This is a genomic window from Ilumatobacter fluminis, assembly GCF_004364865.1.
In the GTDB taxonomy this organism is placed as follows: domain Bacteria; phylum Actinomycetota; class Acidimicrobiia; order Acidimicrobiales; family Ilumatobacteraceae; genus Ilumatobacter; species Ilumatobacter fluminis.
The window spans coordinates 1,517,073-1,542,349 of sequence record NZ_SOAU01000001.1; the positions used below are offsets into that span (position 1 = coordinate 1,517,073).

General features: G+C 67.8%; 23 protein-coding genes and 1 tRNA gene. 18 read left to right on the forward strand and 6 right to left on the reverse strand.

From position 1 onward, the window contains the following. Window positions 1-47 precede the first annotated feature (47 nt). The 7 genes from BDK89_RS06830 to BDK89_RS06860 all read left to right on the forward strand — a co-directional run bounded on the left by BDK89_RS06830 (window position 48) and on the right by BDK89_RS06860 (window position 6,705). Complete coding sequence (locus BDK89_RS06830; protein ID WP_166657433.1) at window positions 48-620, forward strand: cupredoxin domain-containing protein; 573 nt, start codon at window positions 48-50, stop codon at window positions 618-620. 70 nt (window positions 621-690) lie between these two features. Then, window positions 691-2,166, forward strand: a complete 1,476-nt coding sequence (locus BDK89_RS06835; protein ID WP_133868231.1) for a right-handed parallel beta-helix repeat-containing protein — start codon at window positions 691-693, stop codon at window positions 2,164-2,166. Then, the gene (locus BDK89_RS06840; RefSeq protein WP_133868232.1) at window positions 2,132-3,070 is read left to right on the forward strand and encodes a DUF1996 domain-containing protein; all 939 of its coding nucleotides are present in this window, start codon (window positions 2,132-2,134) and stop codon (window positions 3,068-3,070) included. Before BDK89_RS06835 ends, BDK89_RS06840 begins: the two co-directional genes overlap by 35 nt. Before the next feature lie 58 nt (window positions 3,071-3,128). Continuing rightward, window positions 3,129-3,716: a TetR/AcrR family transcriptional regulator gene (locus BDK89_RS06845; protein WP_133868233.1), complete on the forward strand. Its 588-nt coding sequence runs from the start codon at window positions 3,129-3,131 to the stop codon at window positions 3,714-3,716. Beyond that, window positions 3,713-4,858 (forward strand): ferritin-like domain-containing protein, encoded by a 1,146-nt coding sequence (locus tag BDK89_RS06850; RefSeq protein WP_133868234.1) that lies wholly within the window; start codon window positions 3,713-3,715, stop codon window positions 4,856-4,858. Before BDK89_RS06845 ends, BDK89_RS06850 begins: the two co-directional genes overlap by 4 nt. A 145-nt stretch (window positions 4,859-5,003) precedes the next feature. Beyond that, entirely contained in the window at window positions 5,004-5,789 is a 786-nt protein-coding gene (locus tag BDK89_RS06855; protein WP_133868235.1) for a methyltransferase domain-containing protein, read from the forward strand. 43 nt (window positions 5,790-5,832) lie between these two features. Further along, window positions 5,833-6,705: a diacylglycerol/lipid kinase family protein gene (locus BDK89_RS06860; RefSeq protein ID WP_133868236.1), complete on the forward strand. Its 873-nt coding sequence runs from the start codon at window positions 5,833-5,835 to the stop codon at window positions 6,703-6,705. Between the two features lie 6 nt (window positions 6,706-6,711). On the opposite strand, the gene BDK89_RS06865 is transcribed toward BDK89_RS06860, so the two are convergent. Continuing rightward, entirely contained in the window at window positions 6,712-8,046 is a 1,335-nt protein-coding gene (locus tag BDK89_RS06865; protein ID WP_243839116.1) for a glutamine synthetase family protein, read from the reverse strand. Between the two features lie 188 nt (window positions 8,047-8,234). On the opposite strand from BDK89_RS06865, the gene dapA reads away from it, so the two are divergent. The 4 genes from dapA to BDK89_RS06885 all read left to right on the forward strand — a co-directional run bounded on the left by dapA (window position 8,235) and on the right by BDK89_RS06885 (window position 14,006). Continuing rightward, a complete protein-coding gene (gene dapA / locus BDK89_RS06870) occupies window positions 8,235-9,125 on the forward strand; it encodes a 4-hydroxy-tetrahydrodipicolinate synthase (protein ID WP_133868237.1) in 891 nt (296 codons plus the stop codon). Then, window positions 9,118-10,818, forward strand: a complete 1,701-nt coding sequence (locus BDK89_RS06875; protein ID WP_133868238.1) for a ribonuclease J — start codon at window positions 9,118-9,120, stop codon at window positions 10,816-10,818. Before dapA ends, BDK89_RS06875 begins: the two co-directional genes overlap by 8 nt. Beyond that, on the forward strand, window positions 10,815-11,363 hold the full coding sequence (locus tag BDK89_RS06880) for a hypothetical protein (RefSeq protein ID WP_133868239.1): 549 nt from the start codon (window positions 10,815-10,817) through the stop codon (window positions 11,361-11,363). Before BDK89_RS06875 ends, BDK89_RS06880 begins: the two co-directional genes overlap by 4 nt. A 108-nt stretch (window positions 11,364-11,471) precedes the next feature. Then, a complete protein-coding gene (locus BDK89_RS06885; RefSeq protein ID WP_133868240.1) occupies window positions 11,472-14,006 on the forward strand; it encodes an FtsK/SpoIIIE family DNA translocase in 2,535 nt (844 codons plus the stop codon). Window positions 14,007-14,023: 17 nt separating this feature from the next. Here BDK89_RS06885 and BDK89_RS06890 read toward each other — a convergent pair whose 3' ends face one another. Together BDK89_RS06890 and BDK89_RS06895 are read right to left on the reverse strand one after the other, a co-directional pair. After that, entirely contained in the window at window positions 14,024-15,631 is a 1,608-nt protein-coding gene (locus BDK89_RS06890) for an amidohydrolase (RefSeq protein ID WP_133868241.1), read from the reverse strand. Window positions 15,632-15,641: 10 nt separating this feature from the next. Then, a complete protein-coding gene (locus tag BDK89_RS06895) occupies window positions 15,642-16,907 on the reverse strand; it encodes a DUF445 domain-containing protein (protein ID WP_133868242.1) in 1,266 nt (421 codons plus the stop codon). Window positions 16,908-16,951: 44 nt separating this feature from the next. On the opposite strand from BDK89_RS06895, the gene BDK89_RS06900 reads away from it, so the two are divergent. Beyond that, on the forward strand, window positions 16,952-17,536 hold the full coding sequence (locus tag BDK89_RS06900) for a carboxymuconolactone decarboxylase family protein (protein WP_133868243.1): 585 nt from the start codon (window positions 16,952-16,954) through the stop codon (window positions 17,534-17,536). 45 nt (window positions 17,537-17,581) lie between these two features. On the opposite strand, the gene BDK89_RS06905 is transcribed toward BDK89_RS06900, so the two are convergent. Continuing rightward, a complete protein-coding gene (locus BDK89_RS06905; RefSeq protein ID WP_133868244.1) occupies window positions 17,582-18,157 on the reverse strand; it encodes a mycothiol-dependent nitroreductase Rv2466c family protein in 576 nt (191 codons plus the stop codon). Between the two features lie 129 nt (window positions 18,158-18,286). Here BDK89_RS06905 and rimO point away from each other — a divergent pair, with 129 nt between their 5' ends. Both rimO and pgsA read left to right on the forward strand, forming a co-directional pair. Next, on the forward strand, window positions 18,287-19,588 hold the full coding sequence (rimO, locus tag BDK89_RS06910; protein ID WP_133868245.1) for a 30S ribosomal protein S12 methylthiotransferase RimO: 1,302 nt from the start codon (window positions 18,287-18,289) through the stop codon (window positions 19,586-19,588). Further along, window positions 19,588-20,154, forward strand: coding sequence for a CDP-diacylglycerol--glycerol-3-phosphate 3-phosphatidyltransferase (gene pgsA / locus BDK89_RS06915; protein WP_133868246.1), 567 nt, complete (start codon window positions 19,588-19,590; stop codon window positions 20,152-20,154). Before rimO ends, pgsA begins: the two co-directional genes overlap by 1 nt. Before the next feature lie 45 nt (window positions 20,155-20,199). On the opposite strand, the gene BDK89_RS06920 is transcribed toward pgsA, so the two are convergent. After that, the gene (locus BDK89_RS06920) at window positions 20,200-21,348 is read right to left on the reverse strand and encodes an IS30 family transposase (protein ID WP_279586797.1); all 1,149 of its coding nucleotides are present in this window, start codon (window positions 21,346-21,348) and stop codon (window positions 20,200-20,202) included. A 139-nt stretch (window positions 21,349-21,487) separates the two neighbouring features. On the opposite strand from BDK89_RS06920, the gene BDK89_RS06925 reads away from it, so the two are divergent. From BDK89_RS06925 to BDK89_RS06935, 3 genes are all read left to right on the forward strand, one after another. After that, a complete protein-coding gene (locus BDK89_RS06925) occupies window positions 21,488-22,729 on the forward strand; it encodes a competence/damage-inducible protein A (protein WP_133868247.1) in 1,242 nt (413 codons plus the stop codon). Between the two features lie 227 nt (window positions 22,730-22,956). Next, window positions 22,957-23,030: transfer RNA gene (locus BDK89_RS06930), tRNA-Arg, on the forward strand. Window positions 23,031-23,105: 75 nt separating this feature from the next. Further along, window positions 23,106-23,627 (forward strand): CarD family transcriptional regulator, encoded by a 522-nt coding sequence (locus BDK89_RS06935; RefSeq protein ID WP_133868248.1) that lies wholly within the window; start codon window positions 23,106-23,108, stop codon window positions 23,625-23,627. 12 nt (window positions 23,628-23,639) lie between these two features. Here the strand turns inward: BDK89_RS06935 and BDK89_RS06940 are convergent, their stop codons facing one another. Continuing rightward, on the reverse strand, window positions 23,640-24,239 hold the full coding sequence (locus BDK89_RS06940) for a hypothetical protein (RefSeq protein WP_133868249.1): 600 nt from the start codon (window positions 24,237-24,239) through the stop codon (window positions 23,640-23,642). Window positions 24,240-24,305: 66 nt separating this feature from the next. On the opposite strand from BDK89_RS06940, the gene BDK89_RS06945 reads away from it, so the two are divergent. Further along, window positions 24,306-25,178: an NAD(P)-dependent oxidoreductase gene (locus tag BDK89_RS06945; protein ID WP_133868250.1), complete on the forward strand. Its 873-nt coding sequence runs from the start codon at window positions 24,306-24,308 to the stop codon at window positions 25,176-25,178. The last annotated feature ends 99 nt before the right edge of the window (window positions 25,179-25,277 follow it).

The window sequence follows — 25,277 nt, forward strand, 5'->3', positions numbered from 1 at the left end:
ATGTGTGACGTGCAACACACGCGTTCTCGTTGCCAGTATGTGCCGCCGTGAGAACAACGTTTTTCCGACAGGCCGCCTTCGTCGCCGCCGCGGCGCCCCTCGTGCTGGCTGCCTGCGGTGACGACGCGAACGACGCCGGGGTCGCCGCACGACAGCTCGAGGCGCGTTTCGCGGCCGCGCAAGCCGAACCCGCCGACGAGCCCGCGGATGCTGCGACGGAAGTCGCCGACGACACCGAAACCGACACCAACAACGACACCGATACCGAGTCGATCGACGCCGCCGACGTCGAGGAGACCGCTGCGCCGGCCACCACCCTCGCGCCGGTCGAGCCGACCGGCGTGCTCGTGCCCGTCATCGGGCTCGACAACTCGTTCCGCCCACAGGTCGTCGAGGTGAACGTCGGCGACGAGGTCGTCTGGGAGAACCGGGGCATCAACGAACACGACGTCCTCTTCGTGCAGGACAGCGCCGCACCGTTCGGCGTCGAAGTCGCCGACTTCCAGCCCGGCGACTTCTACTCGCACGTGTTCACCGAGCCTGGTGAGTTCCGTTACTACTGTTCGATCCACGGCAACGAGACCGTGGGCATGGTCGGCACCGTCGTCGTGACGGGCTGAACACGATCCATCCACCCGAGGAGGACCCTTGAAGAAACTCGCAACACTGGCTGTGTGTGGGGGCTTGCTGATGGCGAGTTGCGGCAGCGACGGTGAATCGACCGACGAGTCGCCCGCTGTCACCGAGGCCGACACGACCGACGCGCCCACCACCGACGCACCTGCGGACACGACGGAGGCGCCTGCGACCACCGTCGCCGAGCCGACGCCGGACACGACCGAGGGTTCCGCCGACACTACGTCGGCGCCGGAGACGACCGCTGCGGCGGGTGACGACGACGGCGTCTACTGGGTCCCGACGGAGTACGAGACGATCCAGGCGGCCGTCGACGCGGCCCAGCCGGGCGAACTCGTCATGATCGAGCCCGGCACCTACGTCGAAGCCGTCGACGTGGCGACCGACGAGCTGACGATCCGCGGTGTCGACCGCGACACCGTCGTGCTCGACGGCCAGCTCCAGCTCGACAACGGCATCCGCGTGCTCGGTGCCGACGGCGTCGCCGTCGAGAACCTGACGACCGTCAACTACACGAACAACGGCCTGTTCTGGGTGTCCTCCGAGGGCTACCGCGCCTCGTACATCACCACGTACCGCACCGGTGACTACGGCATCTACGCCTTCGACTCGGTGAAGGGCCAGATCGAGTACTCGCACACGATCGGCAGCCGAGACGCCGGTATCTACATCGGCCAGTGCTACCCGTGCGACGCGGTCATCACCGACGTCATCTCCTCGAACAACGGTCTCGGCTACTCGGGTACCAACTCGGGCGGCAACCTGCTCATCGTCAACTCGACGTGGCACAACAACCGTGCGGGCATCGTCCCGAACTCGGGCAGCTACGAGCTCTGCTACCCCGAACGCGAGACGACGATCGTCGGCAACCTGGTGTACGACAACAACCAGGGCGACACCCCGGCGATCGACACGGCGCTGCTCGCCCAGGGCAACGGCATCCTCATCGCCGGCGGCATCGGCAACGTGATCGAGCGCAACCGCGTCGACGACCACTTCCGCACCGGCATCGGCCTGGTGCCGTACCTGGAGGAGACGCCGAACGACGATCTCCCCACAGAGGACGAGTGGGACATGCCGTGTGAGCAGCAGAAGAACGAGCCGATCAACATCCCCGACGGCGATCTGCTGTGGGACAGCTACGACAACGTGGTCGTCGACAACGTGGTGACCAACAGCGGCGAGGCGGACCTGGCGCTCGCGTCTGCCGGTGGCGACATCTCGACGTTCCGCAACTGTTTCTCGGGCAACGAGCACACGCTGACCGCGCCGACCGACCTCGAGACCCTCGCGCCGTGCGACGGTGAGGGATCGGGCGACTGGGCCGCCGGCGACCTCGCCGTCGCCCGCTGGCTCGCCGAGCAGGCCGACCTGCCGGGCGAGGTGCCGTGGCAGGAAGCGCCGCTGCCCGAACTCGGCGAGCACGAGAACATGCCCGACGCCGAGACGGCTCCGCCCGCTCCGGCCACCGACGTTCCCTTCACCGTCGACCTCGATGCGATCACCGTTCCGGATCTCCCGAACGGCTGATCGTCCCGCACCAGCCGTCGCTGCCGTCGCCGTCGTGACGGCGGTGGCGGTGCTCGCCGGTTGCGGTTCGTCCGACCCCGAACTTGCGGGGTCGGACGAACCGGCCGTCGCCGTCGACGCGCCCGACCGGGTGCTCACCGGGCCGCAAGGCACGCGTGGGCAATTCGTCGTCGAGTGCGGCTTCGACCGATTCCTCCCGGACGACCCGATCGTCCATCCCGGTGCGGCGGGCGCGAGTCATCTGCACCAGTTCTTCGGTGCGGTCGACGTGTCGGTCGAGTCGACCTACGACGAGATGCTCGAAGGTGCCACCACGTGCGACCAGCTCGCCGACACCGCGTCGTACTGGACGCCGACGCTGGTCGGCGCCGACGGTGCGCCCGTCGAGCCGCTGCGTGCCGTGGCCTACTACCGCGCCGGACCCGACATCGACCCGACGACGGTCGTGCCGTATCCGCCCGGGATGATGATGGTCGCCGGCGACCACACGGCGATCGAGCCGCAGCCGCTGTCGATCGTGTCGTGGTCGTGCGAGTCGGGTGGTCGACGCGAGGTCCGGCCGTTCGATTGCACCGGCGCTCCGAGCCTGCGCATGTGGATCACGTTCCAGGACTGTTGGAACGGCGTCGACGAGCGCAGCCCGATCGTGCCGAAGCCGTCGATGCACGTCGCGTACTCGGCGGCGGGGGAGTGTCCGGAGTCGCATCCGGTGCCGATCCCGCAGCTCCAGCTGGCGATCGACTTCCCGGTGCCGCCGGTCGACGACCTCGACCAGTTGGCGCTGTCGTCGGGAAACATCTTGTCCGGTCACGCCGACTTCTGGAACGCCTGGCACCAGGACAAGCTCCGCAACGAGGTCGTCAACTGCATCCACCGCGACCTCCCCTGCGGCGTCAGCGGCTGAGACGGATGTCACGAAACCCCTTGACGGTGAGACACAATCTGTCTTAGTGTCTCACGCCATGGGGGCAACCGAGCCGGAGACGCGTGTACTCGACGCCACCAAGTCGTGCTGCGAGCGCTTCGGCATGGCCAAGGTGACCATCGACGACATCTGCGACGAGAGCGGCGTCTCGCGGGCGACGATCTACCGGCTCTTCCCGGGCGGTCGCGATGTGTTGTTCGAGGCGTTGCGTGTCCGTGAGCTCAACGAGTTCTTCGACGTACTCACCGCCGGCGCCGACGGGCACGACGACGTCGACGACCTGATCGTGTCGCTGGTCGTGGTCGCCACCCGAGAGCTGCGTGCCGACGACCATCTGGCGCTGATGCTGGCGTCGGAGCCGGGCGACGTGCTGTCGCAGCTCACCGTCGCCGGCTTCCCGCGCATCATCCGGGTCGCCACCGACTACCTCATGCCGCTCCTGGCACCCCATCTCGATCCCGAGTTCGCCGAGCAGCTGATCGAGCTCCTCGTCCGAACCGTCATCTCCTACTTCCTGGCGCCGAGCGATCACGTCGACCTCGGCGACCCCGACTCTGCCCGTGCGTTCCTGCGCCCGGGCCTGGCCTTGCTGACACCCCAACCCTCCGAGAGGACACTGACATGACCGACACCTTCTCCACCAACGAAGAGATCATCGGCCGCGCCGACATCAACGACATCGAGGCGATCCTGCAGGTCACGAACACCGATGTCGACGAGGTCGTCCACATCGTGAAGGACAACGCCGACGCGATCTTCACGTGGGACTATTCGCTCGCCCGGCCGCAGCTCCGCAAGCTGTACGAGAAGGCCAAGACCGGCCAGTGGAACGGCAGCACCGATCTCGACTGGGACGCCGACATCGACGTCGAAAAAGTCGTCAGCGCCGACCAGGCCGCATCGTCGGCCGGCTTCACCGCCGACCACTACGAGGGCACCGTCGTCGAGAAGTGGGGCGACAAGGAGTGGCTCGAGTTCGGCATCGACCAGCGTCGCTGGACACTCTCGCAGTTCCTCCACGGGGAACAGGGAGCGCTGCTCTGCACCGCCAAGATCGTCGAGACCGTGCCGTGGTACGACGCCAAGCTCTACGCCGCGACGCAGACGATGGACGAGGCCCGCCACGTCGAGGTGTTCCACCGTTACCTCGACGAGAAGATGGGCGGCGAGTTCCAGGTCAACGCCCACCTGCGCATGCTGCTCGACGACATCATCGAGGACAGCCGCTGGGACATGACCTACCTCGGTATGCAGGTCATGGTCGAGGGTCTGGCCCTCGCCGCGTTCGGCTTCATGCACCAGATGACCGAAGAGCCGCTCCTCAAGAAGCTGCTCCGCTATGTCATGAGCGACGAGGCCCGCCACGTCGCATTCGGCGTGCTGTCGCTCAAGGAGGTCTACGACGGCATGTCCGACAAGGAGATGATGGAGCGTCAGGAGTTCGCCTTCGAGGCTGCCATCCGCATGCGCGACCGCTTCCTGTCGCAGGAGGTCTGGGAGAAGCACGGTGTGAACCCGAAGGACGTGGTGCCGCTCGTGCTCAAGGACCCGACCCGCGACCTGTTCCAGCAGATGCTGTTCAGCAAGATCGTCCCGAACTGCAAGAAGCTGGGCCTGCTCGACCGCAACGACCAGTGGCTCCGTCGTCGCTTCGAGGAGATGAGCGTCATCCAGTTCGAGGACTGGGAGGACACCGGCTCCGAGTACATCAAGTTCGAGCTCGAAGGCGAGCAGCAAGAGCAGCCGCAGCCGGTCGCCGGCGAGTGAACGGGCTCGGCACGGCCGAGGCGCGCTGACGTCGAAGGGTCGGGTTCGCCCGGCCCTTCGACGCGTCCGGATCTCGCTCGGACGGTCGGATCCCGGCGGCGATCTCCGCGTGACGACGACGATCGACTCGTTTACGATCGTGCGCATGACGGTCGACTGGGAACCCGACCGATACGAGCGGTTCAAGGCACAGCGTGCCGAGCCGTTCTGGGATCTGTTGGAGCTCGTCCACCGCGGCGGCATCGACCGCGCGGTCGATCTCGGATGCGGTACGGGCGAGCTCACGGTGGCGGCCGCCGACCAACTCGGTGTCGGACGGATGACCGGCGTCGACAGTTCGCCCGCGATGCTAGAGCGTGCCGCCCGCCATGGTCGCGTGGCGGTCGACTTCGTCGACGGTGACATCGCCCGCTGGACCTCCGACTGCGATCACGACCTCGTCCTCGCGAACGCGGCCCTGCAATGGGTGCCCGACCACCGGGGCGTCCTCGAGCGGTGGGTCGCCGCACTCGCGCCGCAGGGTCAGCTCGCCGTCCAGGTGCCGGCGAACCACGACCACGCGTCGCATCTGGCGAGCGTCGACGTCGCGCACCGGGAGCCGTTCGCCTCGTCGTTCGGCGGTGCTCCACCGGCCGACCCCGTCGCCGCCAATGTGCTCACGCCCGAGAGCTACGCGACGACGCTCTACGAACTCGGATTGGCCGAGCCACACGTCCGGTTGCAGGTGTACGGCCATGTCTTCGATTCGCCCGCCGACGTCGTGGAGTGGACGCGCGGCACCTCGCTGACCCGCTTCTTCAAGCAGTTGCCGCACGAGCTGCACGAGCCGTTCGTCGACGCCTACCGCGAGGAGCTGCTGTCGCGCATCGGCACCGACGGGCCGTACTTCTACGCCTTCAAACGCATCCTGATCTGGGCGCGCAAGGCCTGACGGGTCGACGCGGGCGCGGGTCGACCGCCTACCCTGCGATCCGATGGCGAGCGTCCACGTGATCGGGAATGCGTCCGCCCCGCACGGGCAGGAGCAACTGGCGAACGTCGCGGCAGCGCTGGAGCGTCGTGGGGTCGACGCCGACGTGCATCATCCGCCGACGCTCGAGGCAGCGCAGGAGGCCGCTCGCTGCAGCGTCGCTGCCGGAGCCGATCGTCTGATCGCCGTCGGCGGCGACGGCGTCGTCAACATCGCCGTCAACGCCGTGGCCGAGTCGAGCGTCGTGCTCGGCGTCGTGCCGGCAGGAACGGGCAACGACTTCGCCCGTGCGCTCGGACTGCTCGACGGCGACGTGGACGCCCAGGTCGGGCGGGCGCTCGGCGAGGCCACGGCGGTCGATGCGATCAAGAGCACCCACGGCTGGGTCGCCTCGGTCGCCACGCTCGGCTTCAGTGGCGACGTCACTGCGCACGCCAACCGACTGAGGTGGCCCCGTGGACAGCACCGCTACACCCTCGCCACCGTGCTGCAGCTCCCTCGGTTGCAGCCGTACCCGGTTTCGGTCACCGTCGACGGTCGGCGCGTCGGGTCCGGCTCGACGATGCTGCTCGCGATCGGCAACACGGCGTACTTCGGCGGTGGGATGCGCATCTGCCCGGCAGCGAAACCGGGCGACGGCACGTTCCAGGTCATCGACATCGAGGCGGTCTCGCGTCTCCGGTTCCTCCGCGTGTTTCCCACGGTGTTCTCCGGCCGCCACGTCGACCGTCCCGAGGTACACGCCGACAGCGGTGTCGTGGCAGAGGTCGAGGGCGCCGGGATCGACCTGTGGGCCGACGGTGAACGTCTCGGGCCGCTCCCGGTCCGGCTCGAACTCGTCCCGGGCGCGCTGCGCCTCGCCGGCTGCCCCGGTTGACGTGGCTCAGATGCGCTCGAAGTAGCGCCGGCGTTCCCAGTCGCTGACCGCGGCGTGGTACGCCTCCACCTCGGCGCGGTGGAAGTGTGCGTAGTGGTCGACGACGTCGTCGCCGAACGCCGCTCGTGCCATCGCGCTCGCGTCGAACGAGCCGGTCGCGTGCTCGAGCGTGCGCGGAACCCGAGGTAGGTCGGCGGCCGCGTACACGTCGCCACGGAACTCGTCCGAGAGCGTGAGCCGATGCTCGATCCCGGCGATGCCGGCGGCGATCGCTCCGGCGTAGGCGAGGTACGGGTTGCAGTCGGCGCCGGGCAGGCGACACTCGACGCGTCGTGATTGGCCGGTGCCGACGACACGGAAGCTGGCGGTTCGGTTGTCGGACGACCAGGCCACCCGGGTCGGTGCCCACGAGCCATCGACGTACCGCTTGTACGAATTGACGGTGGGGGCGTAGCAGACCATCACGTCGTCGACGTAGGCCATCCACCCGGCGAGGAACTGCTCGAACACGGCGGCCCGCTCGTCGTCGGCACCGCACACGTTGACGTCTCCTGCCCACAGCGACAGGTGGAGGTGGCTCGAGTTGCCCGTGTCGGCGGTGGTCGGCTTCGCCATGAACGACACGCTCAGACCCATCGCGTCGGCGAGTTCCTTCATGCCGTGCTTCATGACGGTGTGGCGGTCGGCCATCGTAAGCGCGTCGGCGAAACGGATGTTGAGCTCGTGCTGGCCGCGACCGCATTCGCCCTTCGAGTTCTCGACCGGGATGCCGGAGGCCGTCAGGGCCTGTCGAGCGGCGCCGACGTACGGCTCGACACGGCTGGCCTGGAGCAGGTGGTAGTCATCGACGTACCAGCCTGCCGGCTGCAGATCGGTGTAGCCCTTGTCGTGCGCCTGGCGGTAGGTGTCGTCGTAGAGGTAGAACTCGAGCTCGCTCGCCGCCTTGGCGACGAGACCGTGCTCGGCCAGCCGCTCGACCTGGCGGCGAAGGACGGTTCGCGGCGCCATCGGGACGAGGTCGTGTGTCGTCTGGTCGACGACGTCGCACAGCACGATCGCTGCGCCGTCGGTCCATCCGGCACGTCGCAACGTCGTGAGGTCGGGCACGAGGTGGACGTCGCCGTAGCCCTCGTCCCAGCTCGCGAACTCGAACCCGGGGATCGGCTCCATCTCCATGTCGACGGTGAGGAGGTAGTCGCAGGCGTGCGTGCCCTCGCGCACGGTCTCGACGAAGAACCCGGCGTCGAATCGCTTCCCGACGAGGCGGCCGTAGTGATCGGTGAAGGCGACCATCACCGTGTCGATCGCCGAATCCGCCGCCAGCTCCTCGATCGTCACCACCCGGCTCACCCTACAGAAGGGGTCGGATACGTTTCGTCGGTCCCGACGAAACGTATCCGACCCCTTTCGAGACCATCTGTTCCAAGAACGGTGTTTGCTGGAACAACTTCGTCGTTGTGAGATGCTGATGGAAGCGGGCAAGCTGTGGCGCGACGCATGTCCACAGCAACTGCGATGGAGACTTTCTGATGCCACGTTTCGGCCGGATCCTTTCGGCGATCATCACCCCGTTCGATGCGGCCGGGGCCGTCGACTACGACGTCGCGCAGCAGCTCGCCAAACACCTCGTCTCCCAGGGACACGAGGGGCTCGTGGTGTGCGGCACGACCGGTGAGTCGCCGACGCTGTCCGACGAGGAGAAGCTCGGCATGTTCGCGGCGATCGTCGAGGCCGTCGACGTGCCGATCATCGCCGGCACGGTCGGGTACAACACCGCCCACTCGGTCGAGCTGACCAAGCAGGCCGCCAAGCTCGGCGTGCACGGTGTGCTCTCGCTGACGCCGTTCTACAGCCGCCCGTCGCAGGCCGGCATCGAGGCGCATTTCCGTGCGATCGCCGAGGCGACCGACCTGCCGCAGATCATCTACGACATCCCCGTCCGCACCGGCCGCAAGGTCTCGAGCGACACCCTGATCCGTCTCGCGCACGAGGTGCCGAACATCGTCGGCGTGAAGGACGCAGCCGCCGATCCGGCGGAGTCCGCCCGCGTGATCGCTGCCACGCCCGACGACTTCGAGTACTACTCGGGTGACGACAAGCTCACCTTGCCGTTCCTGTCGGTCGGCGCCGTCGGCACCATCGGCGTCGCGACCCACTGGACCGGCCCCGACCACGTCGACATGTTCGACGCCTGGGAGCGCGGCGATGTCGCCGGCGCTCGGGCGGCGAACGCCCGCATGCTCGAGAGCTTCGCGTTCGAGACGGGCGACGAAGCACCCAACCCCATCCCGACCAAGGCGATGATGCGGACCCTCGGATGGCAGGTCGGCCAGTGCCGCCTCCCCGTCGGTGACGCACCCGACTGGGTCGAATCACGAGCCCGCGAAGTGTGGGCGAACCTGGAGGCAGCCCGTGGCTGAGCCCGTACGCGTCGTCTTTCTCGGAGGTCTCGGTGAGATCGGCCGCAACTGCATGGCGATCGAGCAGGGGAGCGGCGACGACCGCGCCATCGTGCTCATCGACTGTGGCCTCATGTTCCCCGACCCCGACATGCACGGCATCGATCTGGTGCTGCCCGACTTCTCGTACCTGCGCGAGCACGCGAACTCGATCGTCGGTCTGGTCGCGACGCACGGCCACGAAGACCACGTCGGCGGCATCCAGTTCCTGCTGCGCGACGAGGCCGGCATCGGCGGTCTGCGCGACGAGCCGCTGCCGATCTACGGCGCCCGTCTGACGCTCGGCCTGGCACGCAACCGCATCGAGGAGGCCGGGTTGCTCGGCCGCTGCGACATGCGTTCCGTGACCGACAACGAACGCATCGAGATCGGCCCGTTCGGGATCGAGTTCATCCCGGTCACCCACTCGGTGCCGCACGCGCACGCGATCGCGGTCCACACCGACCAGGGTGTCGTGTTGCACACCGGCGACTGGAAACTCGATCTGACCCCGGTCGACCGTCGTCGCACCGACCTCGCCCGCATCGGCCAGCTCACGTCGGGCCGCGGCATCCGGTTGTTGATGAGTGACTCGACCAACGCCGAGGAGGCCGGCCACGCGCCGAGCGAGACCAGCGTCGGCGGCGTGCTCGCCGGTCTGTTCGCCGAACACCGCGACCGCCGCATCATCACCGCCAGCTTCGCCAGCCACCTGCACCGCATCCAGCAGATCGCCGATGCGGCGATCGGCGCCGGCCGCAAGGTCGCCACGCTCGGGTTGAGCATGAAGAAGAACGTCCGGCTCGGTATCGACCTCGGCGTCATCACGATCCCCGACTCGTCGCTGATCGACATCGAGGACATCGATCGGTACGAACCCGGCGAGATCTGCGTCATCTCCACGGGTTCGCAGGGCGAGCCGATGTCGGCGCTGTCGCTGCTCGCCCGGGGTGAGAACAAGTTCATCAAGTTGGGCGAGCTCGACACGGTGATCCTGTCGAGCCATGCCATCCCGGGCAACGAGAGCGCCGTGAACGGCGTGATCGACGGCTTACTCAAGCGAGGTGCCGAGGTCATCCACTCGGGCATCTACGACGTGCACGCCACCGGCCACGCCCAAGCCGACGAGATCAAGACGTACCTGTCGCTCGCGAAGCCCGAGTGGTACGTGCCGATCCACGGCGAATTCCGTCACATGATGGCCAACGCCCGTCTCGGCGAGTTGATGGGCGTGCCTCGCACGAACGTGCTGATGTGCGAGGACGGCGACGTGATCGAGCTGTCCGACGAGGGGCTGGCCCACGCCGGCCGTGTGCCGGCCGGCTACGTCTACGTCGACGGGATCATCGGCGACGTGGGGCGCGGTGTGATCCGTGACCGTCGGGTGCTCGGTGAGGAAGGCGTGGTCGTCGTGGTCGTCACGGTCGACATCCAGACCGGCAAGGTGCTCACCGGACCCGACATCATCACGCGCGGCTGGGTGTACGCACCCGAGGCCGAAGACCTGCTCGACGAGGCGTGCGATCGCGTCGCGGAGGCGGTCGAGTCGGCCCTCGAGAAGGGCGAACGCGACGTCGAGGCCCTCGAGCGCGACGTGCGCCGAGCTGCCGGCAAGTTCGTGAACGAGCGCACCAAGCGGCGGCCGATGATCGTGCCCGTCGTGATGGAGACGTGAGGCGGTCGCTGGCCGTCGCCATCCCGCTCGCGTTCGCTCTCGTCGGCTGCTCGGGTGGCGATGACGCCGACGCTCCCGATCTCGCGGACCTGCCCGAGAACGACGCGCTCTGTCTCGATGGCGATCGTGCGGATCGTCCGGTCATCGACTGGATCGAACCGGCGATCGATCTCGCCGTCGACGAGTACGGCGACCCCGAGTTCTTCGAGATCAGCGCCGATCGTCAGCGTGTCTCGGTGATCGTGTCGGTCGACGGGGTCGCCGAGCAGCTGTTCTACTGTGCTGCGGCGGGTTACGTGCCCGCGACCTCGCTCGGCGAGGCTCAGGGGTCGACGTTCGCACCCGGTGCGGTCGACTTCGACGTGGACACGATCTTCGACGGGATCGACGAGGAACTCGACGACCCAGAGATCGGCGACTTCGCGATCGTCGGTGACGGTGCCGGAGGAGCGGCGTACGACGCGTCGGTGCAGTCCGACGTCGGCGGCGTCTTGCTCGTGCGGCTGGCCGGTGACGGCACCGTGCTCGGCGCCCAGGCGCAATAACGGCGTCACAGCACGGCCGGTGCCCGATGGGGTCGCCTCGATCGAACGGACGTTTCGTGCCGGATTGGCCCCAGCGGCGGTCGCCGGGTTGGTACCGTGAAACGAGCCATGTCCAGTTCTTCGCGTTCATCGGGCGGTTCCTCCAAGGGAGGCCGTAGCAAGGCGGCGACCCCGCCACGTGGTTCTTCGCGCGCCAAGAGCGGTAGCTCGGGTGGTGCGAAGGGCTCGACCAACGGCAAGCCCAACCCCAAGGGGCAGTCGGAGGTCCGTCAGGCCGTGTCCGGCCGCGAGCACGAGTTCCTCGGCCTGGTCCTGATCGGCGCCGGCATCGTCCTCGGTCTCGCCATGTATCTCGACCTGGCCGGCCCGCTGGGCGCCGGGATCGAGACCTCGATCGGCTGGTTCCTCGGCGTCGGTCGCTACCTGCTGCCGATCGTGCTGCTGGTCTCGGGCGGCGCACTCGTCCGCAAGCACGTCTCGTCGAGTCCGGTCACGATCGCGCTGGGCTGGGGCCTGATCCTGCTGTCGGTCCTCGGCATCATCCACATCGTCCGCACACCCGACTCACTGACCACCTTCCAGGACGGCGACGACGTCACCACCCTCGGCGAGGGTGCCGGCTGGATCGGCGCGCTGGTCGGTGGCCCGCTCGAGGCCCTCCTCGCTCCCGTCGGTGGCATCGTCGTCCTGGTCGCCGTGCTGGTGGGCGCTGCTCTGCTGATCACCCAGACGTCGCTGCGCACGATGGCCGAGTCGGCCAGCCGTGGTGCCGCCGCGGTCGCCCGCCCGGTCGGGCGAGCGACCAAGAAGGCGCTGTCCGATCTGTCGACGCTCAGCAGCGAACGCGAAGACGGTGAGCGTCCCGGCCGCCGACGCCAGCGGCCCGACGACGACCGCCCGTCGAGTCCGCAGGGCGTCCACGGCGAACCCTTGTCGCCAGCGCTGTACGACGGCGCCGAGGACGACGCCGACATCTTCTCGGCGCCGAAGTCGGCCCCGAAGAAGCGTCGCAAGAAGGCAGCGGCCGCCGCTGCCTCGACCCAGGCAGCGCTGCCGATCGACGGTGAGACCGTCGGCGAATGGGTGCTGCCACCGCTCGGTCACCTCAAGCAGGCGGGCCAGCAGGCGATCAACATGGCCGAGATCGAACGCCGCGGCCAGACGCTGCAGGAGTCGCTCGCCCAGCACAACGTCGACACCGAGCTGATCGGCATGACCGTCGGCCCGACGGTCACCCGGTACGAACTCGAACTGGGGCCGGGCGTCAAGGTCGCCCGCATCACGAGCCTCCAGAAAGACATCGCCTACGCGATGGCGGCGACCGACGTCCGCATCCTCGCCCCGATCCCGGGGCGATCGGCGATCGGTGTCGAGGTGCCGAACCACCAGCGTCAGCTGGTCGCACTCGGCGACCTACTCGTGTCGCCCGAGGCGGGCGAGGCGAGCCACCCGCTCGAGGTCGCCGTCGGCAAGGACATCGCCGGCAAGGCGGTGTTCCTCGACATCTCCACGACCCCGCACCTGCTCATCGCCGGTGCCACCGGCGCCGGCAAGTCGAGCGGCATCAACTGCATCATCACCTCGCTGCTGATGCGCACCACGCCCGACCAGGTGCGCCTCATCCTGATCGACCCGAAGCAGGTCGAGATGGGCCAGTACCAGCGGCTGCCGCACCTGCTCACCGAGCCCGTCACCAACCCGAAGAAGGCGGCCAACGCGCTCGGGTGGGCGGTCAAGGAGATGGAGAAGCGGTACGACATCCTGTCGGCCGTCGGCTACCGCGACATCACCGGCTACAACGAGGCCGTCGTCAAGGGCGAGATCGATCCGCCGCCCGGCGTCGATCCGGACGACACCCCGTACGAGCACATGCCGTACATCGTGGTCGTCGTCGACGAGCTCAACGACCTCATGATGGTCGCCGCTCGCGACGTCGAGGAGTCGATCACCCGCATCGCCCAGAAGGCGCGTGCCGTCGGCATCCACCTGATCATCGCCACGCAGCGTCCGTCGGTGAACGTCATCACCGGTGTCATCAAGGCCAACGTGCCGGCCCGCATGGCGTTCGCCGTGTCGTCGCTCACCGACTCGCGCGTCATTCTCGACCAGCCCGGTGCCGAGAAGCTGGTCGGCAAGGGCGACATGCTCCTCTTGCCGGGCAACTCGTCGGTCCCGAACCGCATCCAGGGTTCGTTCGTGGGCGAAGACGAGGTCCGCAAGGTCGTCAAGCACTGGCGTGCCCAGGCGCCCGAGCCGGTGTACACCCAGAACGTCGAAGGCGACGAGGAAGGTGGCGGCGCAGCAGGTGCTGCCCCGGCGTCACCGCCCGCGCAGCAGATGTCGTTCGACGGTGGTGCCGGCGGTGGCCTCGACGTCACGTCCGATGCCAACGCCTTTTCCGCCGGCGAGGAAGACGAGGACGCCGTGATGATGCGTCAGGCGATGGAACTCGTCGTGCGCAGCCAGCTCGGTTCGACGTCGATGCTGCAGCGCAAGCTCAAGGTCGGCTTCGCCCGTGCCGGCCGCATCATGGACCTGCTCGAACAGCGCGGCGTCGTCGGCCCCTCCGAGGGCTCCAAGGCCCGCGAGGTCCTCATGACCGTGGAAGAGTTCGAACTCCTCCAACAAAACGGTTCCGTCTGACACACACCATCTGTGCGTCAGCGCTCGTAGACGGGTTGGCCGGCGAGCCAGGTCTGGTCGACTCGGGCGTCGGCGACCTCGTTGCCGGCGACCGCGGTGATGTCGCGGTCGAGGACGACGAGGTCGGCTGCCTGACCGACCTCGATCCGTCCGGCGTCGTCGTCGAAGGCCTGGTAGGCGCTGCCCTCGGTGTAGGCCTGGATGGCTTGCAGGATCGGCAGACGCTCCTCGGGCAGCCAGCCGCCCACCGGTTCGCCGGCTGCGTTCTGACGGGTCACCGCAACCGCGAGCCCGTCGAGCGGGCGGTGTGACGACACGGGCCAGTCGGAACCGAAACTGATCCGGCCGCCGCCCGACGCCAGCGATGCGATCGGGTACTGCAGCGCCGATCGCTGTGGGCCGAGTCGAGGGAACGTCAGGTCGAGCATCGCGTCGTCCCAGCACGCCCACAGCGGCTCGAAGTTGGCGATCACACCGAGTGCGGCGAATCGCGGCCGGTCCGCGGGGTGGACGAGTTGGGTGTGTGCGATCACGGGACGTCGATCGCGTCGGCCGTTCTCGCGTTGGGCGTACTCGATCGCGTCGAGCGCCATCCGGACACCCGCGTCGCCGATGGCGTGGATGTGGATCTGGAACCCGTCGGCGTCGAACGCCCGAACCGCTTCGGCCAGGCCGTCCGCCGACCAGTTCGGGAGGCCGCACGAGTGCGGCGCGTCTTCGTACGGTTCGAGCAGGAAGCCGGTGCCGGCCTCGATCACCCCGTCGGCGAAGAACTTGATCGTGTTCGCCGTCACCAGCCCGTTCGAGTCGGGCTCGGCGGCTCGACGCCGTCCGTCGACGAACCCGTCGCGCTGACGCCGCCACCGCTCGGGGTCGGCACGGAAGGCGGCGTTGATGCGGCAGGTGGCGATGCCCGAGCTCGCGCCGTCGAGGTACACGTCGAGTTCGTCGAGGCGCACCGAGGCGTCCTGCGCCCACACAATGCCCTCGGCGCTCATCGCCCGCATCGCCTCGACCAGTCCGCGGTCCTGCATCGCGCGGTCGATCTTCGGCATCACCTCGCCGAACAAGCCGATCCCACCGAACTCGAGGAACATGCCGATCGGCTCGCCGTCGGCGTCGCGGACGATCTCGCCGAGCGGCGGCTCGGCGGTGTCGCGGTCGATGCCGGCCGCTCGCATCGCCGCAGTGTTGGTCCACACCGCGTGGTTGTCGGTGGGGAAGAGGGTGACCGGTCGGTCGGGGCAGACGGCGTCGATCCACTCCGCGCGACCGAAGGCGTTGGGGAGGATCGAGGGGTCGTAGCAGCGGCCCACGATCCAGGCGTCGTCCGGGTTCGATTCTCGCCAGGCCCGCAGTGCATCGAGTGTTCCGTCGAGCGTGTGGATGCCGGTGAAGTCGAGTTCGAGCCGGTTCGTGCCCGCATGGAGCGGGTGGGCGTGACCGTCGCGGAAGGCAGGGAGCAGTGGCCGTCCGTCGAGGTCGACGACCCGGTCGAAGGTGGTCGCCCACGAGCGGGCCTCGTCGCCGATAGCGACGATGCGGCCGTTCGACACGGCGACCGCATCGGAGGGCGGCCCGCCGAACGTGATGATCGGCCCGCCGCGGAACAACGTCGTCGACATGGCCGATGTTCTACAGCAGTTCGGCGGCGGCGTGGATCACCAGGCCGGCGAGCCCGCCGACGATGGTGCCGTTGATGCGGATGAACTGCAGGTCTCGCCCGACCTGGAGTTCCATCCGGCGTGCGGTCGACTCGCCATCCCACCGCTCGACGGTCGACGCGATGAGATCGCTCACCTCGCTCCGGTAGTGCTCGACCAGGTAACCGAGCGCACGCTGGACCCAATCGTCGACCTTGTGCTGCAGCTCGGGATCGGCCTCGAGCCGCTGGCCGAGCTGCTGGAGGCTGGCCGTCGCCCGGATGCGGAGCTCACTGGTCGGGTCGTTGGCAGCCTCGATGAGGCTGCGCTTCGCCCCGAGCCACAACGACTCGATCCAGGCTCGGAACTCGGGATGGTCGAGCAGCTCGGCCTTGAGCTCCTCGCCCTTCGCGAGGAGCTCGGGGTCGTGCTTCAGACGTTCGGCGAACGCGACCACGCGGTCCTCGATGGAGTGGCGCACCTCGTGATCGCTGTCGGCGCCGACGTCGTGGAGGAACGAGCCGACGGCGGTGTAGATCTTCTCGAAGACCCGGTCGTCGATCGGTTCCGGAACCCACCATGGCGACTCCTCGTCGAGGCGACGGCGGAACGTCGCCCGGTTGTCGTCGAGGAAGCCGCCGAGGCCGACGAGGACGGCGTCGAGCAGGCGTTGATGGTGGCCGCCGTCGACGGTGAGGTCGATCGCCTTGCCGACGACGGGGGAGACGGGCGTGTCGGCGATGCGGCGGCGGACCACGCCCTCGAGGCCGTGCTGCACCTCGCGGTCGTCGAGTACTTCGAGGGTGCCCTTGAGCGCATCGCCCAGCGCTTCGGAGGCCTTGGCGGCGTTCTCGGGCCGCGCGAGCCATTCGCCGGTCCGACGGCCGATCTGGGCCTGCTCGAGACGTTCGCCGAGCACCTCAGCGGTGAGGAAGTTTTCCTCGACGAACGTGCCGAGGCTGCGGCCGATCTGATCCTTGCGTCGCGGGATGATCGCCGTGTGCGGGATGGGGAGCCGCAAGGGGTGGCGGAACAGGGCGGTGACGGCGAACCAGTCGGCGAGCGCACCGACCATCGCCGCCTCGGCGAACGCCTTGACGTACCCGACCCAGCCGTCGCGCCCGTCGAGCGAGGCCCAGACGAAGACGATCGCAGCGGCGACCAGGAGCGACAGCGCCACCAGCTTCATCCGACGCAGGTCGCGGGCACGCGCCTCGTCGAGGAGCGACTCGCCGGTCGGGATCATCGTGGTCGACATGCCCGGACCATACCCACGAGCAGGGGTGGGTCTACCGTGATCCCATGACACGCCTCACACCACTGACCCGCGACCAGCTCGACGAGACGGGCGCCGCCATCTGGGACTCGCTGGTCGAGAGCCGGAGCGGGGCGTTCGGGATGACCGGGCCAGACGGGGGACTGGTCGGGCCGTTCAACGCGTTCGTGCACGCACCGGAGATCGGTCGGAGGTTGTCGTCACTCGGGGCGCATCTCCGCTTCGGGACGTCGATCGAACGACGGCTCACCGAGGTGGCGATCTGCACGGTCGGCGCCCATTGGCACAGCGAGTTCGAGTTCTGGGCGCACGCGCCGATGGCGACCGATCACGGCGTCGCTGCGGACGTGATCGACGCCTTGCGGGCCGGATCGCGTCCCGACTTCGAGCGAGACGACGAGCGGGTCGTGTACGAGATCGTGAGCCAGTCGCTGACGAACCATCGCGTCGACGACGCCACGTACGCAGCCGGCCGCGAACTGTTGGGCGAGGCCGGCCTGGTCGAGTTGGTGTCGATCGCCGGCTACTACTGCCTGATCTCGATGCTGCTCAACCTGTTCGCCGTCGCGCTCCCCGAAGGCGCCGAGCCGGCCTGGCCCGACCTCACGTAGCACGGATGGGGTCTGACCCCATCCGTGCGCGCACAGGGCTGACGGTCAGACGTCGGGGCGGTCGCCGAACTGGGGTGCTTCGGTGCGGGTGCGCTTGAGTTCCCAGAAGCCGTCGGTCGTGGTGAACACGACCATGGCGTCCCAGAACTTCAGCGACTGCTCGGTGTCGGGCACCTGGGTGATGACGGGCCCGAAGATCCCACGGGTGGTGCCGTCGTCGCACGGGAACGCGATGATCGGCGTTCCCACGTCGTCGCCGACGAGGGCGAGACCGGCGTCCATGCGGGTCTGGATCTCGTCGTCCCAGCGCTCGTCGTCGGCCGCAGCGGCGAACTTCGTGTCGAGACCGATCTTGGTGAGGGCGTCCTCGAGATCGAGGCCCTCCTCTCGGTCGTGGTGGATGCGGGTGGCGCACTGCCAATACCACGCCTGGATCGGCTCGTCGCCGAGTTCGGCCCGGATCGCCTCCATCACCCGCAGCGCCCGATGGCCGCGCATGGCGCCCTCGTAGTAGGGGCTGCCGGGTTCGGGTTGGTTCTTCTTCAGCAGGCTGATCGGCTGCCAGGTGATCTCGAGATCACGGTGCGGCTGCACCTCGTCGACGACCCAACGGGCCGTCACCCAACACCACGGTCAAACGGGGTCGACCCAGAACTGCACACTCAACGGCATGAGGCGAGTCTGCCCGGGACGGGCGCTCGTCACACCTTCCGCCGTCCGGAAAGACGTCACGGATAGCCTGGGCACCTCATGTCGCAGCGCTTCTATGTCGAGACGCTCGGCTGCCCCAAGAACCAGGTCGACTCCGACAAGCTCATCGGCACACTGCTCGCCGACGGCATGGAGGCGACCGACGATGCGGGACAGGCCGATCTGGTGGTGGTCAACACCTGCGCGTTCATCGGAGAGGCGCGGCAGGAGTCGATCGACACGATCCTCGCCCTCAAAGAGCAACGCCGCGACGGCGCTCGCCTCGTCGTGACCGGCTGCATGGCCGAACGGTACGGCGACGAACTGGCTGCCGAACTGCCCGAGGTCGACCAGGTCGCCGGGTTCGGTGTGCCGGTCCACACGCCGGCGCCGTCCACGGTGGGCAAGAAGCTGATCCCGGTCTCGTCGGCGCCGCTGCCCGAGCTCGACCTGCTCAACCTGCCCCGGCCGACATCGGTGTCGCCGTGGGCGTACGTGAAGATCGCCGAGGGCTGCGATCGCTCGTGCGGCTTCTGCGCCATCCCGTCGTTCCGCGGTCCGCAGCGCAGCCGCGACATCGACGCCGTGCTGCGCGAGGTCGACGAACTCGCCGCACGCGAGATCGTGCTCGTGGCACAAGATCTCGCCGCCTACGGGCGCGATCGCCCCGACGAGTTGGGCAACGGCTCGATCGTGCCGCTCGTCAACGCCGTGGCCGAACGCACCGACTGGGTACGGCTGCTGTACCTGTACCCGAGCGACCTCAACGATGCGCTCATCGACGCGATCTGCGCGACCGAGGTGCCGTACTTCGACTTGTCGCTCCAGCACGTCAGCAAACCACTCCTGCGCCGGATGCGCCGCTGGGGCGACGGCCAACGGTTCCTCGACAGCATCGCGACCATCCGCGAACGCGAGCCCGACGCCGCGTTCCGGTCGAACTTCATCGTCGGATACCCGGGCGAGACCGAGCGCGATCACGACGAGCTGCTCCGTTTCGTCGAGGAAGCGCAGCTCGACTGGTGCGGATTCTTCGCCTACTCCCGCGAAGACGGCACCTACGCCGCCGATCTCGACGGCGCCGTCGACCCGGGTCTGATGGACGAGCGTTTGGCCGAGCTGCGCGAGCTGCAGGACGAGATCACGAGTGTCCGACGCGACGAGATGATCGGCCGCACGGTGCGGGTGCTCGTCGACGAACCGGGGGTCGCCCGGTCGGTGCGCGAGGCACCGGAGATCGACGGCATCGTCCATGTGGGGCATGATCTGACGGTGCGGGAGTTCCACGACGTCGAGATCGTCGATGCACTCGGCCCCGATCTGGTGGCCGCCGGCGCGTCGTTCGAGGAAGACGACGACTGATGCCGGTGCCGCCCGACAAGCTCGCCACGTGGGCCAATCTGATCACGGTCGGGCGGATCGTCCTGTCGCCGGTCATGTTCCTGGTGATCCCGAAGGACAATCAGGGGTCGTGGGTGGCGTTCGCGATGTGGTTCGTGCTGTGTTCGAGCGACGGCATCGACGGGTACCTGGCGCGCCGCCACGGTACGACGACGTCGGGGGCGTTCCTCGATCCGCTGGCCGACAAGGTGCTGGTGCTCGGCGCCATGTTCACGCTGGTCGCGACCGACATGTTCTGGATCGTGCCGGTGGCGATCATCGCCGCACGAGAGTTCGTCATCTCCGTCTACCGAACGTTCGTCGCGTCGAAGGGCATCTCCGTGCCGGCCAGCAAGACCGCCAAGTGGAAGACGTTGTTCCAACAGCTGGCGGTTGCGTTCGCCCTGTGGCCGTGGTTCGCCGTCGACCACGAGTGGACCTGGCAGCTGCTGCTCTGGATCGCCGTCGCCCTGTCGGTCGTGTCCGGCATCCAGTACCTCTGGTACTCGAGGGTCACCGAGAAGGCTCTCGCCGAATCCAACGCCTAGCATGGACGTGGTCAGACCAGAAGGGGTCAGGCTGGATTCCAGTGGTCAGTGCAACACGAGTTGGTCGAAGACTTCTAATGGTGTCAGGAAGCTGTGGCGTTTGCGTGGCCGGTTGTTGAGTTTGTGAGCGATCGCGTCGAGTTGTTCTTGGCTGAACTGGGACAGGTCACTGTCTCTGGGTAGGTATTGGCGTAGCAGCCCGTTGATGTTTTCGTTGCTGCCTCGTTGCCAGGGAGCGTGCGGGTCGCAGAAGTACACCTTCATGTCGGTGGCCATCGTGAACCGGCGGTGAGCAGCCATTTCGGTGCCGCGATCCCAGGTGAGTGTTCCCTGCAGCACGGCCGGCAGGGTTCGGACACGTGCTGCGATCGCGTCCGCGACGTGATCGGCTTGTTTGGTGCCAAGTTTGGACAGCATCACGAGTCCGGTGGTGCGCTCCACGAGCGTGCCGACCTGGGAGCCGTTGTTGCGACCCATGATCAGATCGCCTTCCCAATGGCCAGGCACCAGACGGTCCTCGATGTCGTCGGGACGTTCCGCGATCGACACCAGGTCCGGGATCGAGGACTGGTCCCGGTTCCGAGCCGTGACCGGGCGGGCCCGGCGATGCTGACGTTGAGTACGTAGACACGCAGCGAGTTCTTTACGGAGCCCGCCCCGACCATGCACATACAACGCTCGATAGATCGTTTCGGGGGACACTCGCATCGTCTCGTCGTCGGGAAACTCGAGCACCAGCCTGGCACTGATCTGTTCCGGCGACCACTGCTCGAGATCAAGCCAGCACGCAACCACCATCGCCAGCAACGGGAACTGCTCGAACTTGAACAACTTCGGTCGCTTCGCACGCTGCTGAGCGGCCAGATGCGCAGCAACCGCCCGATACTCGTCGCGGCCACCGTTGTTGTTGATCTCACGGCCCACCGTTGAACGATGCCGATCAATCCGACGCGCGATCTCAGCGTTGGAAACCCCTTCCACGATCCCACGAGAGATCTCTTCCCGGCCGGTCAACGTCAACCGGCTCACTGATGTGTCACGAACCTGTTTCTCCACCTCGGGATCATGAGCAATCCGACGCACCGTTGTCGAAGACAACCCGAACCGTCGAGCCACCCCAGCTTGTGTGTGACCATCGGCCACCAACAACCACACCCAACAACGAACCTCATCAGCAACACGCTGCCTCGGCATGAACACCTCCAAAAGATCAAGGTGTTGCAACGACCCTCGGAACCCAGCCAGGCACCTTCTGGCGAGGCACCTCGGGGAGACAGGACCTGCAGTGGCCAGAAGGTGCCTGACCCCTTCTGGCGTGCGGTAGAACTGGCGCATGCGTTGTGACGTGGTGGCCGTGGGGACCGAGCTGCTGCTCGGCCAGATCATCGACTCGAACTCGGCGTGGATCGGCGGGGAACTCGCCGCCCACGGGATCGACTCGCTCGTGCAGGTCAAGGTCGGCGACAACATCGACCGGATCGTGCTCCAGCTCGAGCGGCGCCTGGCCGAGGCCGACGCCGTCATCATGTGCGGCGGTCTCGGACCGACCCACGACGACCTGACCCGTGAGGCGATCGCCCGGGTGATGGGCGTCGAACTCGAACTGGACGAGGCGCTCGGCGACGTCATCCGCGACATGTTCGCCAGCCGAGGCCGCCGGATGCCCGAGAACAATCTGCGCCAGGCGATGGTGCCGGCCGGCGCCTCGATCATCCCGCAGACGCGCGGCACCGCACCCGGTCTCGTCTGCCCCGTGACGGTCGACGGCGTGGAGAAGGTGGTGTTCGCCGTGCCCGGCGTGCCGCACGAGATGCACGACATGTTCCACCGGGGCATCATCCCCGAGTTGCAGCGACGTTCGGGGGAGCGGTTCACCATCGCCAGTCGGGTGCTGCTCACCTGGGGCGAGAGCGAGAGCGGGCTGAACGAGCGGCTCGACGACGTGATCGCCGAACTCGACGAGGCGGGCAACCCGACGCTCGCGTTCCTCGCCAGCGGCTGGAACGGGCTGAAGGTCCGTCTCACCGCCAAGGGCGCCGACGCGGTCGAGGCCGCCCGGATCCTCGACCCGTGGGAGGAACGGTTGCGGGCCGAACTCGGCGACCTGGTGTTCGGCACCGGCGACGAGACGATCGAGTCGGTCGTGCTCGACCTGATGCGGCAGAAGGGGTGGTCGATCGGGTGCGCCGAGTCGGTCACCGGTGGTCTGGTCGGCGGGCGCATCACGGCCGTGTCGGGCTGCAGCGACGTGTTCCGTGGCTCGATCGTGTCGTACGCGAGCGAGGTGAAGTACGACCTGCTCGGCGTGCCGGAGGGGCCGGTCGTGTCGGAGGAGTCGGCGCTGGCGATGGCGCACGGCGCCCGCCGGGTGCTCGGTTGCGACGTGGCGCTGTCGCTCACCGGTGTCGCCGGACCCGGCACGCAGGACGGTCAGCCCGCCGGCACCCTGTTCTGCGGCCTGGTGTGGCCCGACGGAGAAGCCACCCAGTACTTCCGCCTCCCAGGCCTGCGCGAGCAGATGCGTCAGTTCAGCGTCATCAACTCCTTGAACTGGCTCCGCACCACCCTCACCTGACGAACAGATGGTGTCGGATACCTCGACGACACCGACGTCGTCCACCGAGCAGTGATCACCTACCACGACGGTTCGACGGCAACCCTCGAACGCTCACCCCTCGGCAGCGGCTGGCTCCTCGTCGCCGAACCGTGACGGAGGTGAGCCCGGCGAATGGGGTCGGATACGTTTCGTCGGTCCCGACGAAACGTATCCGACCCCATGGGGAGGGGCAGTAGCCTGGCGGCGCCCCCGTAGCTCAGTTGGATAGAGCATCGGCCTTCTAATCCGAAGTGCGCAGGTTCGAATCCTGTCGGGGGCGCTGTAGCCTGAAACGGCTGTTCGCCGAGTTTCCGCCGGTGAACGCACGTCGACCACTCCACCAAAAGGGGACCGAGTGAACTTCAAGAAGGGCGAAACCGTCATCTACCCCCAGCACGGCGCATGCGTCGTCAAGGGGACGAAGAAGATGGAGGCCTTCGGTGAGAAGAAGGAGTACCTGATTCTCGAGACGGTCATCAACGAGATGACCTTGAAGGTGCCGGTCGACATGGCCGAAGAGGTCGGTGTCCGCCCGCCGGTCTCGGCCGACGAGCTCGAAGACCTCGTGGCCGTGCTCGCGAAGCCCGACCCGCGCGTGCCGTCGAACTGGAGCCGCCGCTTCAAGAACCACCAGGAGAAGCTGAAGAGCGGCGACGTGTATCAGGTCGCCGAGGTGGTCCGGAACCTGGCCGCTCGCAACCGCGACGCCAGCCTGTCGGCTGCCGAGCGCACCATGTACGAGCGTGCACGCGTCAACCTGATCTCCGAGATCAGCCCGGCGCTGAAGGTCAGCTCCGAAGACGCCGAGGCCTACCTCGACGACGCGCTCGCCAAGGGCGTGCTCAAGCCGGAGAAGGCCGAGAAAGCCAAGAAGTGAGCCGGCTCCCCGTCAGATGACGGGGAAGTCGCCCTTCACCCACGGCAACTCGAAACTCGTCGCCTGGAGTCCGTTCGCGCCCTCGATCGGCTCGGCGACGGTCGACGTCGCCGCACTCGCCTCCGGCGGCAACTCGATCGCCCTCGTCTCGTCGACGCCGACCTGTTCGGGCACCATCCGGACGAGCGGGAAGCCGCCGGCATCGGCCATCGCCCCGTGCGTCGGGCCGACGGCGTGCACGAGCGTGTAGGCCGTGTGATCGTGTCGTTCGACGGTGCAGAACTGGGCGATGCGGCGGCTCGTCGACCACAGCGACGACTTCGCCGACGTCACGGTGGCGTGCGATGCCGACACACGGTGCGGCGTCAGCACCGCCAACCCGACCGACGAACCGATGAAGACGCGCGACCGGGGATAGTGCGAGACCTCCCACGCCATCTGCATGCCGAGCGCGGCCGCCACGGTGTCGGCGTCGCGCTCGTGCACCGACTGGAGCGCGATCGCATCGGCCGACAGCGGTTCGAGCGCGTGCGCGACCGTCTCGAAGTCGTCCACACCGGCGAGCAGCCAGGTGGCCACGGTCCATCGACGTTGCACGGTCTCGGCGGGCACGACCGCATTCTGCCCCATCCGGGAGTGCAGTTCTGACGAGCTCGGCCGACCTGCGAGACTCGGCGGATGGCACAGGTCGCGTTTCTCGGTCTCGGCGTGATGGGGTATCCGATGGCAGGGCATCTCGCCGCCAACGGACACGACGTCACCGTCTACAACCGCACCCCCACCAAGGCGTTGGCGTGGGTCGCCCAGTACGGGCACCAGGCGGCACCGACCCCCGGTGAGGCCGCCGAGGGTGCCGACTTCGTGATGATGTGCGTCGGCAACGACGACGACGTCCGCGAGGTGGTGCTCGGCGAGCACGGCGCCCTCGAGCAGATGGAGACGGGATCGACGCTGGTCGACCACACGACCGCGTCGGCCGACGTCGCCCGCGAGCTTGCGATGGCATGCGAAGAACGTGGTGTCGGGTTCGTCGACGCCCCGGTGTCCGGTGGCCAGGCCGGCGCGGAGAACGGGCAGCTGACCGTCATGTGCGGTTCGGAGGACGAGGGCGTGTTCGATGCGGCGAAGGCGATCATCGACGCCTACTCGAAGGAGTGCCGCCTGCTCGGCGGTGCCGGCGCGGGCCAGACCACCAAGATGGTCAACCAGATCTGCATCGCCGGTCTCGTCCAGGGGCTGGCCGAGGGCATCGCCTTCGCCCAGCGGGCCGGGCTCGACATCGACGAGGTGGTCGACACCATCTCGAAGGGTGCTGCCGGCAGCTGGCAGATGGAGAACCGGGCGCGCACGATGGCGGCGGGAGAGTTCGACTTCGGCTTCGCCGTCGAGTGGATGCGGAAGGACCTGGCGATCGCCCTTGCCGAAGGCGACCGGCTCGGTGCGCAGTTGCCGGTAACGGCCTTGGTCGACCAGTTCTACCGGCGCGTCATCGAGCGTGGCGGCTCCCGCTGGGACACCAGCTCGCTGGTCCAGCTCCTGCAACAGCCCTAGCGCGAACCCACATCACCGGAGTCGGGTGATCTTCGGAAACGTCGACTCCGTCGCCGTTCCCTGCGACACCCGACCCGGATTGACTCCGTCGCCGTTCCC